This window comes from Methylobacterium sp. 2A (genome assembly GCF_009806555.1).
GTDB lineage: Bacteria > Pseudomonadota > Alphaproteobacteria > Rhizobiales > Beijerinckiaceae > Methylobacterium.
In genome coordinates this window covers 205,542-220,320 of sequence record NZ_VUOK01000040.1, presented here as the reverse complement: position 1 = coordinate 220,320, position 14,779 = coordinate 205,542, and the positions used below count along the sequence as shown (strand labels likewise).

The window sequence follows — 14,779 nt, the reverse complement described above, 5'->3', positions numbered from 1 at the left end:
CGTCACTCCTTACCTGATGCGGCCCTCGACCGCGCGTCACCGCGCTGTGCGGGGCTTGCGGCTGGTCCCGACGCCCGCCCCAAGTCGCGCAGATCATGGTCGCGCGGATCTGGACGGGCGGGCTTGAACCGGCGATGAACCGGGCCCTGAGAGGCCGGGCTCTGCCGCCCGCAACCGTCGGAGCGAACGGTGCCGGCTGAGGCCTCGGGACTGTCACGGACCGGCGATCCGGCCTACTGCGCGCGGTCCCTCTCGGGAGCGCGCGGCTGTCTAACATGGCGCCCCGACCTGTCAAACGCGTCCCGGTAACAAAGACCTTCGATTCACCGACCAATAAACAGGGATCGCGACGCTTGATTTGCGCGCCGACGCGGTCCGGACCCGGGACGCAATTTTGCGCTGGAATTCCGTCGGCATTCGATCGAAAGCTTGCGCGCTCGACGAACGGACAATCATGGCCGAAGAGACCGAAACCAGCGTGATCGACGCGGCGCTCGCCCGGCTCGAGGCGGCCGTGAACCGCATGGACGCCGTGGTTCAGCATCGCCTGGAGAAGGCCGCGTTGCCGGACGACCGGGACGCCGAGCTGGCGCTGATGGACGAGGATCGCGCACGCCTCGCCGCCGCCCTCGACGCGGCCAGCGCCCGGCTGGCGGAGGTGACCGCGACGACCGGCGAGGTCGGGCACCGCCTCGACCGGGCGATCCAGACCGTTCAGGACGTTCTCGGGCGCGCCTGATCCCGACGTCACGACCCTCGGAGCCGCCCCCGGAGCCATCCTTGCCGCAGATCAACGTGACCATCGACGGCCGCAGCTACCGCATGGCCTGCGGCGAGGGCGAGGAAGCGCATCTCGCCGAGCTCGCCGCGACGCTGGACGGACGCATCGGCGAGATGCGCAAGAGCTTCGGCGAGATCGGCGACATGCGCCTGCAGGTGATGGCCGCGCTGACCATCGCGGACGAGCTGGCGGAGTTGCGCGGACGGCTGGCCGGACTCGAAGCGGAGGTCGCCACGCTGCGGGCCGCCGCCGAGGCGGCGGAGCGGGGGCGGACGGAGGATGCGGACCGGGCCGCGGCGGGGATCGGCCGGGCGGCCGAGCGGATCGGCAAGCTCGCGGAGGCGCTCGGCGGCGCCGGGGTACGGGGCTGACGGAGCGCCGTCGAGAATTGCCGGCCCACCGCTTCGGCGATCGATCCGTCTGCGACGAACGCTCGGCTGCGGACGTCGAAATCTCGGCGGCTCGAACGGTGCGGCCCCTGGACCGGACGTGCTGGCACGTGCAGCAAGCCTCGCAGGGCCGCCGATGCCTCGCCTTCAGCCGTGTTCCGCGATGTACCGCCCCAGCGCCACCGCGGCCCGCAGCATGTGCGCCCGCATCCGCCGGGCGGCCGTCTCGCCGTCGCCCTCGGCGATCGCCGTCAGGATCTCGCCGTGCTCGTCGTGAGAGCGGCGGATCCGGTCGGCATGGCGCAGCTGCGTCCGGCGGAACGCGGCCAGCCGCTCGCGGATTGCCAGCGCCTGATCGGCCATGAAGCCGTTATGGGTCGCCGTGTAGAGCGCCTCGTGGAAGGCGCGGTTGAAGCGATCATAGGCGTCGAGGTCGCCGTCCCGGACCGCGATCGCGGACTCCGCGTGCAGCTCCATCAGCTGGCCCCGTTCGAGGGGCGTCATCCGATAGGTGGCGAGGCGCGCGCACATCGCCTCGATCTCGGCAGTCGTCTCGAACATGTCGGCGATGCGCTGCGGCGTCAGCCGCGCGACGACGACGCCCCGGCGGGGCCGGATCTCCACGAGCCCCGAGGCCGCGAGCTGCCGAAGGGCCTCCCGCACCGGTGTGCGCGAGGCGCCGTAGCGCTGCGCGAGGTTCTGCTCGTCGAGGGCCGTGCCGGCCGCGATCGAGCCCGACGCGATGGCGTCGGTGAGGGCATCGCGGATCCGGTCCGACAGCAATCCGGTGTCGATCTTCTGAAAGTCGCCGTGCATCCGCCGATCCTAGACCAATCCGCGGGCCGCGGCTTCAAGTCCATGGGGCAAACGAAGCAGTCCTCCCTCCTCATCCACCGGATCGTGGGGCTCAACGCACCCGGAACATCGGTCAGCCGACCAGCGCCCGCACGGCCAGGAACAGGATCGACGGCCCGACCAAACATCCGATGCCGGTATGAAACGTCGCCGTGAGCGCGCCATACGGGACCAGCTTGGGATCGGTCGCGGCGAGTCCGCCGGCGACACCGCTGACGGTTCCCATGAGCCCGCCATACGCCATCGCCGAGCGCGGATTGTCGAGCCCGATCAGCCGCGCCACCAGGGGCGTGCCGACCATCACCATCACGGCCTTGGTCACGCCGGTCGCGATCGAGAGGGCCATGACGGTCGAATCCGCGCCGATCGCCGCCCCGGTCACGGGGCCGACGATGTAGGTGATCGCGCCGGCGCCGATCGTCGTGATCGAGACCGCATCGTGGTATCCGAAGGCCACGGCCGTGAGCGTGCCGACGATGAAGGGCAGGATCGTCCCGAGGGCCAGGGCGAGCACGCCCAGAAGGCCCGCCCGCCGGGCCTCGATGACGTCCACCTCGAAGGCCGTCGCCACGATGGCGAAATCGCGCAGCATCGCCCCGCCCATCAGGCCGATGCCGGCCAGCGCCGGGATGTCGGCGAGCCCCTTCTTCCCGCCGGTATAGAGCCCGCCGACATAGGCCAGCACGAGGCCCAGCACGATGGCGATGGCGGACCCGTGGACCCGCCCGTTGGTCAGGTGCTTGGCGGCGTAGTTCGAGACGAGGATCAGCGCGCCGACCACCGCGAAGGCGGCCACGAGGCTCTGCTCGACGAAGACGTGCTCGACGCCGTGCCAGATCGTGTGGTCCATGGCGCTTACTCCCGTCCGGCCTGAGAGACAGCGGGCCGACCGATTGCCGCCGGTTCCGCATCCCCCTCGATCACGGAGCCGCCATGCTCGACGGTAGCGCTGCCGGGATCGCGGCGGCCGATCCGGCTCAGCAGGGCCACGGCGCCGAAGCACAGGACCAACGAGCCCGTCGCGGCGATCAGCACGATCGGCCCGCCGCTCATGGCGGCGACCACGTTCTGCTGGGCCGCCATGGCGACCACGATCGGAATGTACATGCCGGCCCAGAACTCGACGCCGAACTGGACGCCCTTGGTCAGGCGGCCGCGCCGGGAGAGCCAGAGACGTGCCGCGATGAGCAGGATCATCGCGATGCCGACGCCGCCGACATTGGCCTTCACGCCGAGGAGGAGGCCGAGGAGGTCGCCGAGATACACGCCGATCAGCGTACAGGCGGCCAGGAGCGCGACACCGAGGACAATCATGAACGTTGTCCCCCTGTCACGGCCGGAAATCGGGCGCATGACGGCGCCTGTCTCGACCCGCTCGACATGGAGCGTCTCCTTCCCGATGCGGCGCATGGGCCGTTTCGACGAGTATGCAGGATGTTGACAGATTGACAATCCCGTATACGAAACCGTGATAACAGTCGGTTTGAAAATACCACTTCACGCGCTATCTACAATCCGGCATACCCACGAGGAGCGCGCGAATGACCGAGTGGCGTGGCGAGAGGCAGGCCCGCGATGTTCGCATCGAGGCGGGGCGCGCCCATGCCGAAGGCAAAATCGTGCCGGCCAGCGCCGTGGTCGACCTGCTCGAAGCGATCCTGCGGCCCGGGGATCGCGTCTGTCTCGAAGGCGACAACCAGAAACAGGCCGATTGCCTCGCCCGCGGCCTCAGCGCCTGCGATCCCGGCAAGGTCCACAATCTCCATATGGTCCAGTCCGGCATCGTGCTGCCGGAGCACCTGGACGTGTTCGAGACCGGCATCGCCAGGCGGCTCGATTATTCCTATTCCGGCCCGCAGGGCGCCCGCATCGCGAAGATGCTGTATGGCGGCCAGATCGAACTCGGCGCGGTGCATACCTACCTCGAACTCTTCGCCCGCTACTTCATCGACCTGACGCCCAACGTGGCGCTGATCGCCGGCGTCTCGGCCGATCGGGACGGCAATCTCTACACGGGCCCCAACACCGAGGACACGCCGACCGTCGTGGAGGCGACCGCCTTCAAGAACGGCGTCGTGGTCGCGCAGGTCAACCAGATCGTTGACCGGGTGCCCCGGGTCGACATCCCCGGCGACCGCGTGGATTTCGTGGTCGAGGCCGACAGGCCGTTCTACGTCGAGCCGCTGTTCACCCGCGATCCGGCGGCCATGACCGAGACCCAGATCCTGATCGCCATGATGGCGATCAAGGGGATTTATGCGGAATACGGCATCCGCCGCCTCAACCACGGGATCGGGTTCGGCACGGCGGCAATCGAGCTGCTGCTGCCGACCTATGGGGAAAAGCTCGGGCTGAAGGGCAAGATCGCCACCCATTGGGCGCTCAATCCGCATCCGACGCTGATTCCGGCGATCGAGTCCGGCTGGGTGAAGCAGGTCCACTGCTTCGGCTCCGAGGTCGGCATGGATCGCTACATCCGCGAGCGGCCCGACATCTTCTTCACCGGCCCCGATGGAAGCCTGCGCTCGAACCGCGCCTTCTGCCAGACGGCCGGCCTCTACGCCTGCGACATGTTCATCGGCGCGACGCTCCAGATCGACCTGATGGGCCATTCCTCGACGGTGACGCAGTCGCGGGTCGCCGGCTTCGGCGGCGCGCCCAACATGGGCTCCGATCCCCACGGACGCCGGCACCCGTCCGATGCCTGGATGAAGGCGGGCCGCGAGGGGCTGATCGTCGGCGACCCGGCGCTCATGCGCGGGCGCAAGCTGGTCGTGCAGCTGGTCGAGACTTTTGGCGACAAGCTGGTGCCGACCTTCGTCGAGAAGCTCGACGCGCTGGAACTCGCCAAAAAGATCGGCCTCGAACTGGCGCCGGTCATGATCTACGCCGACGACGTCACCCACATCGTCACCGAGGAAGGTATCGCCAACCTCCTGCTCTGTCGGGATGCCGACGAGCGCGAGCAGGCGATCCGGGGGGTGGCCGGCTATACCGAGGTCGGCCGCGGCCGTGACCGGGCGAAGGTCGAAGAGCTGCGCGGCCGGGGCATCATCCGCCGGCCGGAAGATCTCGGCATCGAGCCGCTGGACGCCGACCGGGCGTTACTGGCCGCAAAGTCGATCAAGGATCTGGTGCACTGGTCGGGCGGCCTCTACGAGCCGCCGGCGAAGTTCCGGAATTGGTAAATCCGATCGCAAGAGTTCCCCTCCCCGCGGGGGAGGAGAGGCGCCTTTCAAGGAACAGTCGGATGGAATCCCTGACCTTCCGCCACACCACGAAGAAGCCGCTGTCCGGCTCCGTGCCGAATGCGCTCACCGGCGTTGTCGCCTCCGGCAACCTGGAAGTCCTCCTCGAGCGGGTCCTGCCGCCGGACACCTGCGAGGTCGCCGTCGAGACGCCGATTGCCGGCTACGGCGACGTCTGGGAGGCGGTGGTCGCGGATTTCGTCGCCCGGGCGCAGCCCGGCGGCATCCGGATCAGCATCAACGACGGCGGCGCCCGCCCCGATACCGTGTCGCTGCGCCTGCTCCAGGGCGCCCGGCTGATGGAGGCCTGATCATGGCTGGCGACCGCGCCGCGAGTATCGATCCGGACGCCCTCAGCTGGTACGAGGCGACCGCCCGCCAGCGCGTGGTGGCGCTCGCCGACCCGGGCACGGTTCAGGAATTCCTGCCGCCGACCGAGCGGCGGATGAGCCCGCACCTGCCACTCTTCGACCTGCCGCGCGCCTTCGACGACGGCATCGTGGTCGGCCGCGCGGCCCTCGACGGCGCTCCGGTGCTGATCGCCGCCCAGGAGGGCCGCTTCATGGGCGGCGCCTTCGGCGAGATTCACGGCGCCAAGCTGGTCGGTCTGCTGCGCGCCGCTTTGGAGCTGAAGCCCAGGGCGGTGCTGATCCTGTTCGACACCGGCGGCGTCCGCCTGCAGGAGGCCAATGCCGGCGAGACGGCCATCGCCGAGACCATGCGGGCGATCGTGGAGGTCCGCGCGGCCGGCATCCCCGTGATCGGGCTGATCGGCGGCCGGGCCGGCTGCTACGGTGGCGGCGGTCTGATCGCCGGCACCTGCTCGCGGCTCGCCGTCTCCGAGGGCGGCCGCATCTCGGTCTCCGGACCGGAGGTGATCGAGACCAACAAGGGTGCGGAGGAATTCGATTCCCGCGACCGGGCACTGGTGTGGCGGACGATGGGCGGCAAGCACCGCCGTCTGACCGGCGGGGCCGACGCCTTCTGCGCCGATACGGTCTCGGCCTTCCGGCGGGCTGCCCTCGATCTGATCGGCCGGGCTCCGGCCTTCGATCTCGAAACCCTGGCGGCCGAGCAGGCGCGGCTCGAGGACCGGATCGCGCGCTTCGGCGATTGCCGTGACGCGACGGATCTCTGGCGGCGGCTCGGCGTCAACGACCCGGAAGCGGTGCCGGCGATGGATACGGACGCGTTCGACGCGACCGTGGCCCGGGTGCGGGAGGCGGACCATGACGCTCGCTGACATCCTCGCCTCGCTCTTTCCGGACGGCCATGACGTTACGGTCAGGGATGGGCTGGTGAGCGGGAGCGGGCCGTTCGCGGAAGGCCGGATCGCCGTCGTCGGCATCGACGGCGATACGCCGCTCGGGGTCGACGGGGCGCTTCACCTGTCGCGGTCCGTGCTCGACGCCATCCGGGCGGGCGATCGGGGGCCGATCCTGGTGGCGGTCGATTCCGACAGCCAGCGCATGAGCCGGCGGGACGAGTTGCTGGGGCTGAACGAGTGCCTGGCCCATCTCGCCAAGGCGTTGCTGCTGGCGGATCGGTCCGGCCACCCGACGATCGGGCTGATCTACGGCCACTCGGCCGCGGGCGCCTTCATCGCGACGGCGCTGGCGACCCGAATCCTGGCGGCTCTGCCCGGGGCCAATCCGAGCGTGATGGACCTGCCCTCGGTCGCCCGGGTGACCAAGCTGCCCCTCGACAAGCTCGAGGAGATGGCGAAATCGACGCCGGTCTTCGCCCCGGGCCTCGACAACATGGTGGCGACCGGCGCGGTTCACGTCGTGCTCGACCCGGGCAAACCATTGGATGCTCAGATCCGCGACCTGATCGCCGGGATGGAACCGGGCGACGCCCGGGACCGCCTCGGTGCCGAGCGCGGTGGCCGCCCGGTCGCACGCGATGTCGCCGGGGCCGTCATCGATCAGGCCCGGCGCAGCTGAGGCCGGCCTTGGCTGAGACTCCTGGGCGGCACGATCTCGTCAGGGTCGATCCGGCAGCCTGGGCGGCATGGCTGGAGACCCGGCCGGATCTCGCGGGCCTGCGGCATCTCGGAGAATGGGCCGAAGCGGGCCGCCCGCTGATCGTGCGGCGGCGCGTGCCGGGGGAAAGCAGCGCACTCATCCCGCTCGGATTGCCGATGCCGCCCGCGGACGGCAAGCGGCGGATCGGTCTCGCTCTTCCGGCCGCCGCACTGACGCCGATCACGGCCCCCAATCTCTCTGAGGCCGGCGATCACGCCCCGGTGGCTTGGCGCCCGACGCTCGCGGCGCTCCTCGCGCTCGGACGCGACCACGGCGTCGTGCCGCGCCCCTTCGGCAGCCTGCTCTGGCAGGCCGTGACCGGCCTCACCTATCTCAGCGCGGCCTCGGATCTCGATCTGCTCTGGCCCTGTCCTGAGCCGGTTCCGGTCGGTCTGCTCGACGGCCTCGACGCCATCGCGGGAAAGGCTCCGATGCGCATCGACGGGGAGATCCTGCTTCCGAACGGCTCTGGCCTCCACTGGCGCGAACTGCGCGACGCGGCGGAGGGCGGGTCGGTCCTGGCCAAGGGCCTCGACGGCGTCACGCTCAGGCCCGTCGCCGGCTTGCGTGAACCGGTGAACCCATGACGCTGGCGCTGCTCCTGTCCGGCCAGGGCGGCCAGCATCCGGGCATGTTCGACCTGACGGCCGACCACCCGGAGGCCCAGGCCATCTTCGCGGCCGCCAAGCCACTCCTCGATGGTGCCGACCCGCGCGATGTCGTGCGCGCGGGCGGCAGCGCCCTGCACGAGAACCGGACCGGTCAGATCCTGTGCTGCGTGGCAGCCCTGGCCGGCTGGCGGGCGTTGGGTGCCGCCGGAGCCGGCCGCCTTATCGTGGCGGGTTACAGCATCGGCGATCTCGCGGCCTGGGGCGTCGCCGGACGGTTCGAGCCGAACGACGTGCTGACGCTCGCAGCGCGGCGGGCGGAGGCCATGGATGCGGCGACCGGCGCCGGGTTCGGGCTCGCGGGCGTCCGGGGCCTCGGGCTCGTCGCGCTCGAAGCGCTGGCTGAGCAGCATGGGTGCCATCTGGCCATCCGCAACGCCCCGGATAGCGGCGTGGTCGGGGGCGCGTGCGACGCGCTGGAGGCGCTGTGTCGCGCGGCGCGCGCGCGCGGAGCACAGCGGGCCGTACTCCTTCCGGTCCGCACGCCGTCGCACACGCCCTTGCTGGCCGAGGCCACGGCGGCGTTCCGCACCGCACTCAACGAGACGGCCGTTCGGCGTCCGCCGCCCGGGTCGCCGCGCCTTGTGAGCGGGCTCGACGGCACATTCGTGTTCCGCAGCGAAGACGGGATGGACAAGCTGGCGAGGCAGATCTCAACCGCGATCGACTGGGCGGCCTGTCTGGAGGCCTGCCGCGAGTACGGAGCCGATCAGGTTCTGGAACTCGGCCCCGGACATGCCCTCGCCACCATGGCCAGGTCCGCGCTGCCGGAAGCCCGGGTTCATGCGCTGGAGGAGTTCCGGACGATCGCGGGCGTGAGCGACTGGGTGGGCCGACCATAGGCACCGGCGCGCCGGGCACTCGATGCCGGCCTCGCCCGGCGGCTGCGATCCTGCGCCTCTTTCCGCCGGCCAAGCTGTTGCGCGGCAACGCCCTCGCCTTGACGTGCGGGCCGCCCGGGTCGTAGCAGCCGGGGATTGTCGGGACGGGACGGGGATATGACGGGCAAGCGCGCGCTGATCACGGGGGTGACGGGCCAGGACGGGGCGTATCTGGCGCAGCTGCTCCTGGAGAAGGGCTACGCGGTCACCGGCATCGTGCGCCGCTCCAGCCATGCCGGCGTGTTCGACCACCGGCTCAAGTGGCTCGGCATCCTCGACGATGTCGAGCTGGTCGACGGCAACCTGCTCGACCTCTCCGCCCTGCTGCGGATCGTCCAGGCCGCCAAGCCCGACGAGATCTACAACCTCGCCGCCCAGTCGTTCGTGACCTCGTCCTGGCAGCAGCCGCTGCTGACCGGGCAGGTGACGGGGCTTGGCGCCGCGCACATGCTCGAATGCCTGCGCTCGGTCGCCCCGCACGCGCGCTACTACCAGGCCTCGACCTCGGAGATGTTCGGGCTGATCCAGGAGGAGCGCCAGAGCGAGACGACGCCGTTCTACCCGCGCTCGCCCTACGGCGTGGCCAAGCTCTACGCGCACTGGATGACGATCAACTACCGGGAGAGTTTCGGGCTGCACGCCTCGAACGGCATCCTGTTCAACCACGAGAGCCCGCTGCGGGGCGTCGAGTTCGTCACCCGCAAGGTTACGGACGCGGTGGCGCGGATCAAGCTGGGCCGGCAGAAGGAGCTGCGGCTGGGCAACATCGACGCCAAGCGCGACTGGGGCCATGCCCGGGACTATGTCGAGGCGATGTGGCTGATGCTGCAGCAGGACCGGCCGGACGACTACGTGATCGCCACCGGGCGGACCACGACGGTGCGGGACATGTGCGCGATCGCGTTCAAGCATGTCGGGCTGAACATCGACGACCATCTGGTGATCGATCCGGCGCTGTTCCGTCCGGCGGAGGTCGAGGTCCTGCTGGGCAACCCCGCCAAGGCGAAGGCGGCCTTCGGCTGGGAGGCGCAGACCAGCCTGGAAGCGCTGATCACCGAGATGGTCGACGCCGATATCAGGCGCCTCTCCGCCAACGCCTGACAGGCCCTCGCGCACCGCCCGAATCCGGTCCATATGACGCGCATCCGCTGACGGAGAGGCGCGTTGTGAAGACCTATCAGCTCTACATCGATGGCCAGTCGGTCGACCCGATCGAAGGCTCTTGGTTCGAGTCGATCGATCCCTATCGGGGCGAGCCCTGGGCCAGGATCCCGCGCGCATCCCGGGCGGATGTCGACCGCGCGGTAGCGGCCGCCAAGCGCGCCATGTGGGACGGCCCCTGGGCGACCATGACCGCCTCGGCCCGCGGCAAGATCCTGCGGCGGATCGGCGATCTCGCCGAGCGTGAGGCAAAGGCGCTGGCCGAAGTCGAGGTCCGCGACAACGGCAAGCTCTTCGCCGAGATGTACGGCCAGACCCGCTACCAGCCGGAATGGTGGTGGTACTACGCCGGCCTCGCCGACAAGGTCGAGGGCGCGCAGATTCCGATCGACAAGCCCGAGACCTTCGCGTTCACGCGGCACGAGCCGGTGGGCGTCGTGGGCGCGCTGACCGCCTGGAACTCGCCGCTGCTGTTCGTGGCCTGGAAATGCGCCCCGGCCTTGGCGGCCGGCTGCGCCGTGGTGGTGAAGCCCTCCGAGTTCGCCTCCGCCAGCACCCTCGAATTCGCGCGTCTGACCAAGGAGGCCGGGCTGCCCGACGGGATGTTCAACGTCGTGACCGGCTTCGGCGGCGAAGCGGGCAGCGCGATCGTCGAGCACCCGGACGTCGCCAAGATCACCTTCACGGGCTCGGACGTCACCGGCGCCAAGGTCTACGAGGCGGCCGCGCGCCAGATCAAGCGCGTGTCGCTGGAACTCGGCGGCAAATCACCCAACATCGTGTTCGCCGATGCCGACCTGAAGGCCGCGGCCGCGGGCGCGATCTCAGGCATCTTCGCGGCGACCGGGCAGACCTGCATCGCCGGCTCGCGGCTGCTGGTGCAGAACAGCATCCGCCAGGAATTCACCGAGCGGCTGGTCGAACTCGCCCGCACCGCCAAACTCGGCGACCCGATGCAGGCCGACACCAATATCGGCCCGATCACCACGCCGCCCCAATACGCCAAGGTTCTCGACTACATCGCGCTCGCCAAGAGCGAGGGTGCCCGCTGCGTCTTCGGCGGCAATCCCGCTTCCGGACCCGGGGTGCTCGGCGGCCAGTTCGTCGAGCCGACGATCTTCACCGGCGTCACCAACGACATGCGCATCGCCCAGGAGGAGGTGTTCGGCCCGGTCCTGTCGATCATCGGCTTCGAGGACGAGGCCGAGGCGCTGAAGATCGGCAACGACGTGATCTACGGGCTCGCCGCGGGCGTCTGGACCCAGGATATCGGCCGGGCCATGCGCCTATCGAAGGGGCTGCGGGCCGGCACGGTCTGGGTGAACACGTACCGGGCCGTGAGCTACATGATGCCGTTCGGCGGCATGAAGCGCTCCGGCATCGGTCGCGAGAGCGGCCTCGAATCGATCCGTGAATACCTGGAGACCAAGAGCGTCTGGATCTCCACCAGCCGCGACGCGCCCGAAAACCCGTTCGTCATGCGCTGAGCGGGCCCGAGGGCGCTCCCCGGACAGAGGAGCGCCCTCGGCTATTTGGCGAAGTGGGCGGTGGACATCCGATCGGTGACCAGTTCGAACGGCGCCCAATCGTATTGCTGCACCGGTTCATGCCGGATGAGCGCGAGGGCGTCGTCCACCGCCTTGGCGCCCTGGATCGCGGCATCCTGATGGATGGTCACCGCCAGGCGCTTCTGCTGCATCGCCGCGATGGCATCCGGGATGGCGTCGACGCCGCCGATCAGGATGCGTCCGGCCGGGATGCCCGCCGCCTCGACGGCTTCGGCGGCGCCGAGCGCCATTTCATCGTTGTTGGCGGCGATCGCCGCGATCGACATGCCTTGGGCGAGCCATCCGGCGACGATCGCGCGGGCCTTCGCGCGGTCCCAATCCGCCGGGGCCTCTGCGGCAAGGCGCAGATTCGGAAACTCGCGCATCACCTCCTTCACGCCCTGCGTGCGCAACACCGATCCGAAATGCGACGGATGCCCCGAGAGGATCGCGACGGAACCGGTTCCGTCCAGCATCTGTGCGAGCTTGCGCATCTGAAGGCGCCCCGCGACCAGATCGTTCGGCAGGACGAAGGCCACGCGCCCGGGAAACCAGTCCTCCCTCGGCCCGTTGTTGAAGTAGACCAGCGGGATATCGGCCTCCCGTGCGAGCCGGGTGATGGTGGCGTTCGCCGCCGCATCGACCGGCATGACCAGCAGCGCATCCACCTTCGCGTCGATGAAGGACCGAACCTGCGCGATCTGCTGATCGCCCGCGCGCTCGGGCGCATAGGCGAACTGGACGGCCACGCCGCGGGACTTGGCGTGTTCCGCAATCCGATCGTGCAGCAGCTGCGTGAACGCGACCGGGGGGATCATCGTCACGCCGAGGGTCGTCGCCCCCGCCATGGTCGATCCCGAAACCACGATGGCGAGGAGCGCCGCCATCGCCCACCGCACCGGGTCGGATGCGGCGGGGAGAGCCGAGCGGATCCGGATGGGAGCACGCGTCCAAGGTGATCGGTTCATGATGTCGGGTCCGGCGTGTCTGGTCCGGCGCGGTCTCAGGCGGCGCGGATCGTCTGAAGGAAGCGGGCGACCTCGGCGCCCAGGCGTTCGGCATCGCGTGACAGGGCGCTCGCGGCGGTCAGCACCGTGTCGGCCGTCGTCCCGGCCTTCTCGGCGGTGCCGGCCACCCCGGCGATGTGCGTGCTGACCTCGCCGGTGCCCTGCGCAGCCTGGGTGATGTTGTGCACGATCTCCTGCGTGGCGGCGCCCTGCTCCTCGACGGCCGCCGCGATGGAGGCGGCCGCCCGGCTCATGTCCTCGATCCGGGTGGTGATGCCCGTGATCGCCGCCACCGCCGAAGCGGTGGAGCCCTGGATCACGTCGACATGGCGCGTGATGGCGTCGGTCGCCTGCTTGGTCTGCCCTGCAAGGACCTTCACCTCGGCGGCCACCACGGCGAATCCCCGACCGGCTTCGCCGGCCCGGGCCGCCTCGATGGCCGCGTTGAGGGCCAGGAGATTGGTCTGAGCCGCGATCTTGGCGATCATCCGGACGACGTCCCCGATCTGTTCGGCGGCACCGTTGAGCGCCTGGACCAGTCCGGTGGTCTGCGCCGCGTCGGCGGCGGCGCCGTTGGCCATCGCGGCGGTCTTCTCGGCCTGCCGCCCGATCTCCTGAACCGACGTGCCGAGTTGGTCGGCCGCCGCGGCGATCATCCGGACATTGGATTGCGCCTGTTCGGCCGCGCCGGCCACGCTGGTCGACTGGTTCGCCGTCTCGCCTGCCACCCGGCTCATCTGATCCGCCGACCCGCGGAGTTCGACGGCCGCCGTCGTGACCGTGCCGACGATGGCGCCCACGGAGGCCTCGAAGCTCTGCGCCATCTCACGCATCACCGTCCGGCGCTGTTCGTCCGCCTGCGCGCGAAGCTGCGCGGCTTCCGCCTCCATGGCCTGGCTGCGCAGCATGTTGTCCTTGAACACCCGCAGCGCACCGGCCATGGCGCCGATCTCGTCGCCCCGCGCGTCGGAGGGGACGGCGACGGCGAGGTCGTTCTCGGCGAGCTGCTCCATCGCGCGGGTCATCCGGGCGATCGGTGCCGCGACCCGGCGCAGGATGAACCAGACGATTCCGAGCGTCAGGACGGCGGCGACCGCGACCGCGACGATCACCGCAATCCGGGAGGCATCGCCGACCGAATCCGCCATCGCGGTCTGTTCGAAGGCCCGGGCCTGACGGTAGCCCAGAACGGTATCGACCGCCTGACTGAAGACAGCCGCGTCGTTCTGAAGGGCGGTGGCGAACACCACGTCGGCCAATTCGCGTTCGCCGGCCCGGTCGAGCGCCGCGGCCTCCGCCTCAACCGCGAGGAAGTGCTGCCACGCCTCGCGCAGGCTGTGGGCGAGCCGCTGCTCATCCGCCCCGATGACGGTGGGCGCGTAAGCGCTCCAGGCCCCCGAGAAGGCCTCCTGCGCCTTGCCGATCCGGGTGCGGAAATCCTGCCGCGCGGCGTCGGTTTGTGCGTGATGAGCCAGGACGTCGAGGGCACGCAGTTCCTGGCTGAGCTGCTTCATGGTGCCCAGGATCGTCACGGCCCGAACCTCGCCGGCGATCGACCGATTGGTCTCGTTGATGAGGCCGATGCGGAAGACCGCGAACGTGCCGATTCCGATGGAGATGAAAAACAGCGCGATCGCGGAGCCGATGATGATCGACCGCAGGTTGATCGTAGATTGTCGCGCGCGGCCGTGCTCGGGGGACGCCATCCGAAATGATTCCACGTCTTGTCGTGCCTGCGCTTATCGCGATAGGCCGAGAGAATCAAATTTTTCCGGCTCCGTTCGAGGGTTGATTTCTACAGATCACCACTCGAAGTCGGCACACGAAATGGAAATACTACGTTTTATGACTTCATATTACGTCGTTATCAGAGAGGAAAATGACCCGATCTGCAATGAATAACTTTCATCGAAGAAAATTGACCCGGACCGATTCGGGATGGGAACTATGATCCCGGAAATCCAGCTCCAATAGAGCGGGTTCTCTGACAGGGCCGACTCGCGCCGCATCGATCTGCAGCCGCCGCCAGCCAGGCTCAGCCCTCGCGCTCAGAGAGGTCGAGCCTGCCGGTGCCTCAGCCAGAGCAGGCCTGCGATGCCCATCCAGGGACAGACGAAGACAATGAACGCGAGCAGCCCCACAGCCCAACTCCCGGCGACGTGCCTCTTCGCTTAGGAAACGTCGGCGGATCGAGGCGGATCCCCGGCATCGCGTC

At 69.4% G+C, this 14,779-nt stretch carries 15 protein-coding genes; 10 read left to right on the top strand and 5 right to left on the bottom strand.

The window, feature by feature from the left end:
- The first annotated feature begins 454 nt into the window (after nucleotides 1–454).
- Nucleotides 455–739, top strand: coding sequence for a DUF4164 family protein (locus FVE89_RS19475; protein ID WP_160535838.1), 285 nt, complete (start codon nucleotides 455–457; stop codon nucleotides 737–739).
- A 41-nt stretch (nucleotides 740–780) separates the two neighbouring features.
- The gene (locus FVE89_RS19470; protein ID WP_160535836.1) at nucleotides 781–1,152 is read left to right on the top strand and encodes a cell division protein ZapA; all 372 of its coding nucleotides are present in this window, start codon (nucleotides 781–783) and stop codon (nucleotides 1,150–1,152) included.
- A 165-nt stretch (nucleotides 1,153–1,317) separates the two neighbouring features.
- On the opposite strand, the gene FVE89_RS19465 is transcribed toward FVE89_RS19470, so the two are convergent.
- The 3 genes from FVE89_RS19465 to madL form a co-directional block, all read right to left on the bottom strand.
- Nucleotides 1,318–1,986: a GntR family transcriptional regulator gene (locus tag FVE89_RS19465; protein WP_160535833.1), complete on the bottom strand. Its 669-nt coding sequence runs from the start codon at nucleotides 1,984–1,986 to the stop codon at nucleotides 1,318–1,320.
- A 112-nt stretch (nucleotides 1,987–2,098) separates the two neighbouring features.
- A complete protein-coding gene (gene madM / locus FVE89_RS19460) occupies nucleotides 2,099–2,863 on the bottom strand; it encodes a malonate transporter subunit MadM (protein ID WP_160535970.1) in 765 nt (254 codons plus the stop codon).
- 17 nt (nucleotides 2,864–2,880) lie between these two features.
- Entirely contained in the window at nucleotides 2,881–3,339 is a 459-nt protein-coding gene (gene madL / locus FVE89_RS19455) for a malonate transporter subunit MadL (RefSeq protein ID WP_160535831.1), read from the bottom strand.
- Nucleotides 3,340–3,566: 227 nt separating this feature from the next.
- On the opposite strand from madL, the gene mdcA reads away from it, so the two are divergent.
- The 8 genes from mdcA to FVE89_RS19415 all read left to right on the top strand — a co-directional run bounded on the left by mdcA (nucleotide 3,567) and on the right by FVE89_RS19415 (nucleotide 11,497).
- Nucleotides 3,567–5,213, top strand: a complete 1,647-nt coding sequence (gene mdcA, locus FVE89_RS19450) for a malonate decarboxylase subunit alpha (protein WP_160535829.1) — start codon at nucleotides 3,567–3,569, stop codon at nucleotides 5,211–5,213.
- A gap of 62 nt (nucleotides 5,214–5,275) precedes the next feature.
- The gene (mdcC, locus tag FVE89_RS19445; RefSeq protein ID WP_160535827.1) at nucleotides 5,276–5,584 is read left to right on the top strand and encodes a malonate decarboxylase acyl carrier protein; all 309 of its coding nucleotides are present in this window, start codon (nucleotides 5,276–5,278) and stop codon (nucleotides 5,582–5,584) included.
- A 2-nt stretch (nucleotides 5,585–5,586) separates the two neighbouring features.
- Entirely contained in the window at nucleotides 5,587–6,516 is a 930-nt protein-coding gene (locus tag FVE89_RS19440; protein ID WP_160535825.1) for a biotin-independent malonate decarboxylase subunit beta, read from the top strand.
- Nucleotides 6,503–7,219: a biotin-independent malonate decarboxylase subunit gamma gene (mdcE, locus tag FVE89_RS19435; RefSeq protein ID WP_160535823.1), complete on the top strand. Its 717-nt coding sequence runs from the start codon at nucleotides 6,503–6,505 to the stop codon at nucleotides 7,217–7,219. Before FVE89_RS19440 ends, mdcE begins: the two co-directional genes overlap by 14 nt.
- A gap of 8 nt (nucleotides 7,220–7,227) precedes the next feature.
- The gene (mdcG, locus tag FVE89_RS19430; RefSeq protein ID WP_160535821.1) at nucleotides 7,228–7,887 is read left to right on the top strand and encodes a malonate decarboxylase holo-[acyl-carrier-protein] synthase; all 660 of its coding nucleotides are present in this window, start codon (nucleotides 7,228–7,230) and stop codon (nucleotides 7,885–7,887) included.
- The gene (locus tag FVE89_RS19425) at nucleotides 7,884–8,810 is read left to right on the top strand and encodes an acyltransferase domain-containing protein (protein ID WP_160535819.1); all 927 of its coding nucleotides are present in this window, start codon (nucleotides 7,884–7,886) and stop codon (nucleotides 8,808–8,810) included. Before mdcG ends, FVE89_RS19425 begins: the two co-directional genes overlap by 4 nt.
- Before the next feature lie 156 nt (nucleotides 8,811–8,966).
- Nucleotides 8,967–9,950, top strand: coding sequence for a GDP-mannose 4,6-dehydratase (gene gmd / locus FVE89_RS19420; protein WP_160535817.1), 984 nt, complete (start codon nucleotides 8,967–8,969; stop codon nucleotides 9,948–9,950).
- Nucleotides 9,951–10,015: 65 nt separating this feature from the next.
- Nucleotides 10,016–11,497, top strand: coding sequence for an aldehyde dehydrogenase (locus tag FVE89_RS19415; RefSeq protein WP_160535815.1), 1,482 nt, complete (start codon nucleotides 10,016–10,018; stop codon nucleotides 11,495–11,497).
- Nucleotides 11,498–11,538: 41 nt separating this feature from the next.
- Here the strand turns inward: FVE89_RS19415 and FVE89_RS19410 are convergent, their stop codons facing one another.
- Both FVE89_RS19410 and FVE89_RS19405 read right to left on the bottom strand, forming a co-directional pair.
- On the bottom strand, nucleotides 11,539–12,525 hold the full coding sequence (locus FVE89_RS19410) for a substrate-binding domain-containing protein (protein ID WP_160535813.1): 987 nt from the start codon (nucleotides 12,523–12,525) through the stop codon (nucleotides 11,539–11,541).
- A gap of 35 nt (nucleotides 12,526–12,560) precedes the next feature.
- Nucleotides 12,561–14,270: a methyl-accepting chemotaxis protein gene (locus tag FVE89_RS19405; protein ID WP_160535811.1), complete on the bottom strand. Its 1,710-nt coding sequence runs from the start codon at nucleotides 14,268–14,270 to the stop codon at nucleotides 12,561–12,563.
- Nucleotides 14,271–14,779 lie beyond the last annotated feature (509 nt).

Excerpts from the sequence above, each read along its gene's own strand:
- FVE89_RS19465 (WP_160535833.1), bottom strand. The coding sequence starts at position 1,986 with ATGCACGGCGACTTTCAGAAGATCGACACCGGATTGCTGTCGGACCGG.
- FVE89_RS19425 (WP_160535819.1), top strand. The coding sequence starts at position 7,884 with ATGACGCTGGCGCTGCTCCTGTCCGGCCAGGGCGGCCAGCATCCGGGC.
- mdcE (WP_160535823.1), top strand. The coding sequence starts at position 6,503 with ATGACGCTCGCTGACATCCTCGCCTCGCTCTTTCCGGACGGCCATGAC.
- mdcC (WP_160535827.1), top strand. The coding sequence starts at position 5,276 with ATGGAATCCCTGACCTTCCGCCACACCACGAAGAAGCCGCTGTCCGGC.
- FVE89_RS19405 (WP_160535811.1), bottom strand. The coding sequence starts at position 14,270 with ATGGCGTCCCCCGAGCACGGCCGCGCGCGACAATCTACGATCAACCTG.
- FVE89_RS19410 (WP_160535813.1), bottom strand. The coding sequence starts at position 12,525 with ATGAACCGATCACCTTGGACGCGTGCTCCCATCCGGATCCGCTCGGCT.
- gmd (WP_160535817.1), top strand. The coding sequence starts at position 8,967 with ATGACGGGCAAGCGCGCGCTGATCACGGGGGTGACGGGCCAGGACGGG.
- madL (WP_160535831.1), bottom strand. The coding sequence starts at position 3,339 with ATGATTGTCCTCGGTGTCGCGCTCCTGGCCGCCTGTACGCTGATCGGC.
- FVE89_RS19475 (WP_160535838.1), top strand. The coding sequence starts at position 455 with ATGGCCGAAGAGACCGAAACCAGCGTGATCGACGCGGCGCTCGCCCGG.
- FVE89_RS19440 (WP_160535825.1), top strand. The coding sequence starts at position 5,587 with ATGGCTGGCGACCGCGCCGCGAGTATCGATCCGGACGCCCTCAGCTGG.
- mdcA (WP_160535829.1), top strand. The coding sequence starts at position 3,567 with ATGACCGAGTGGCGTGGCGAGAGGCAGGCCCGCGATGTTCGCATCGAG.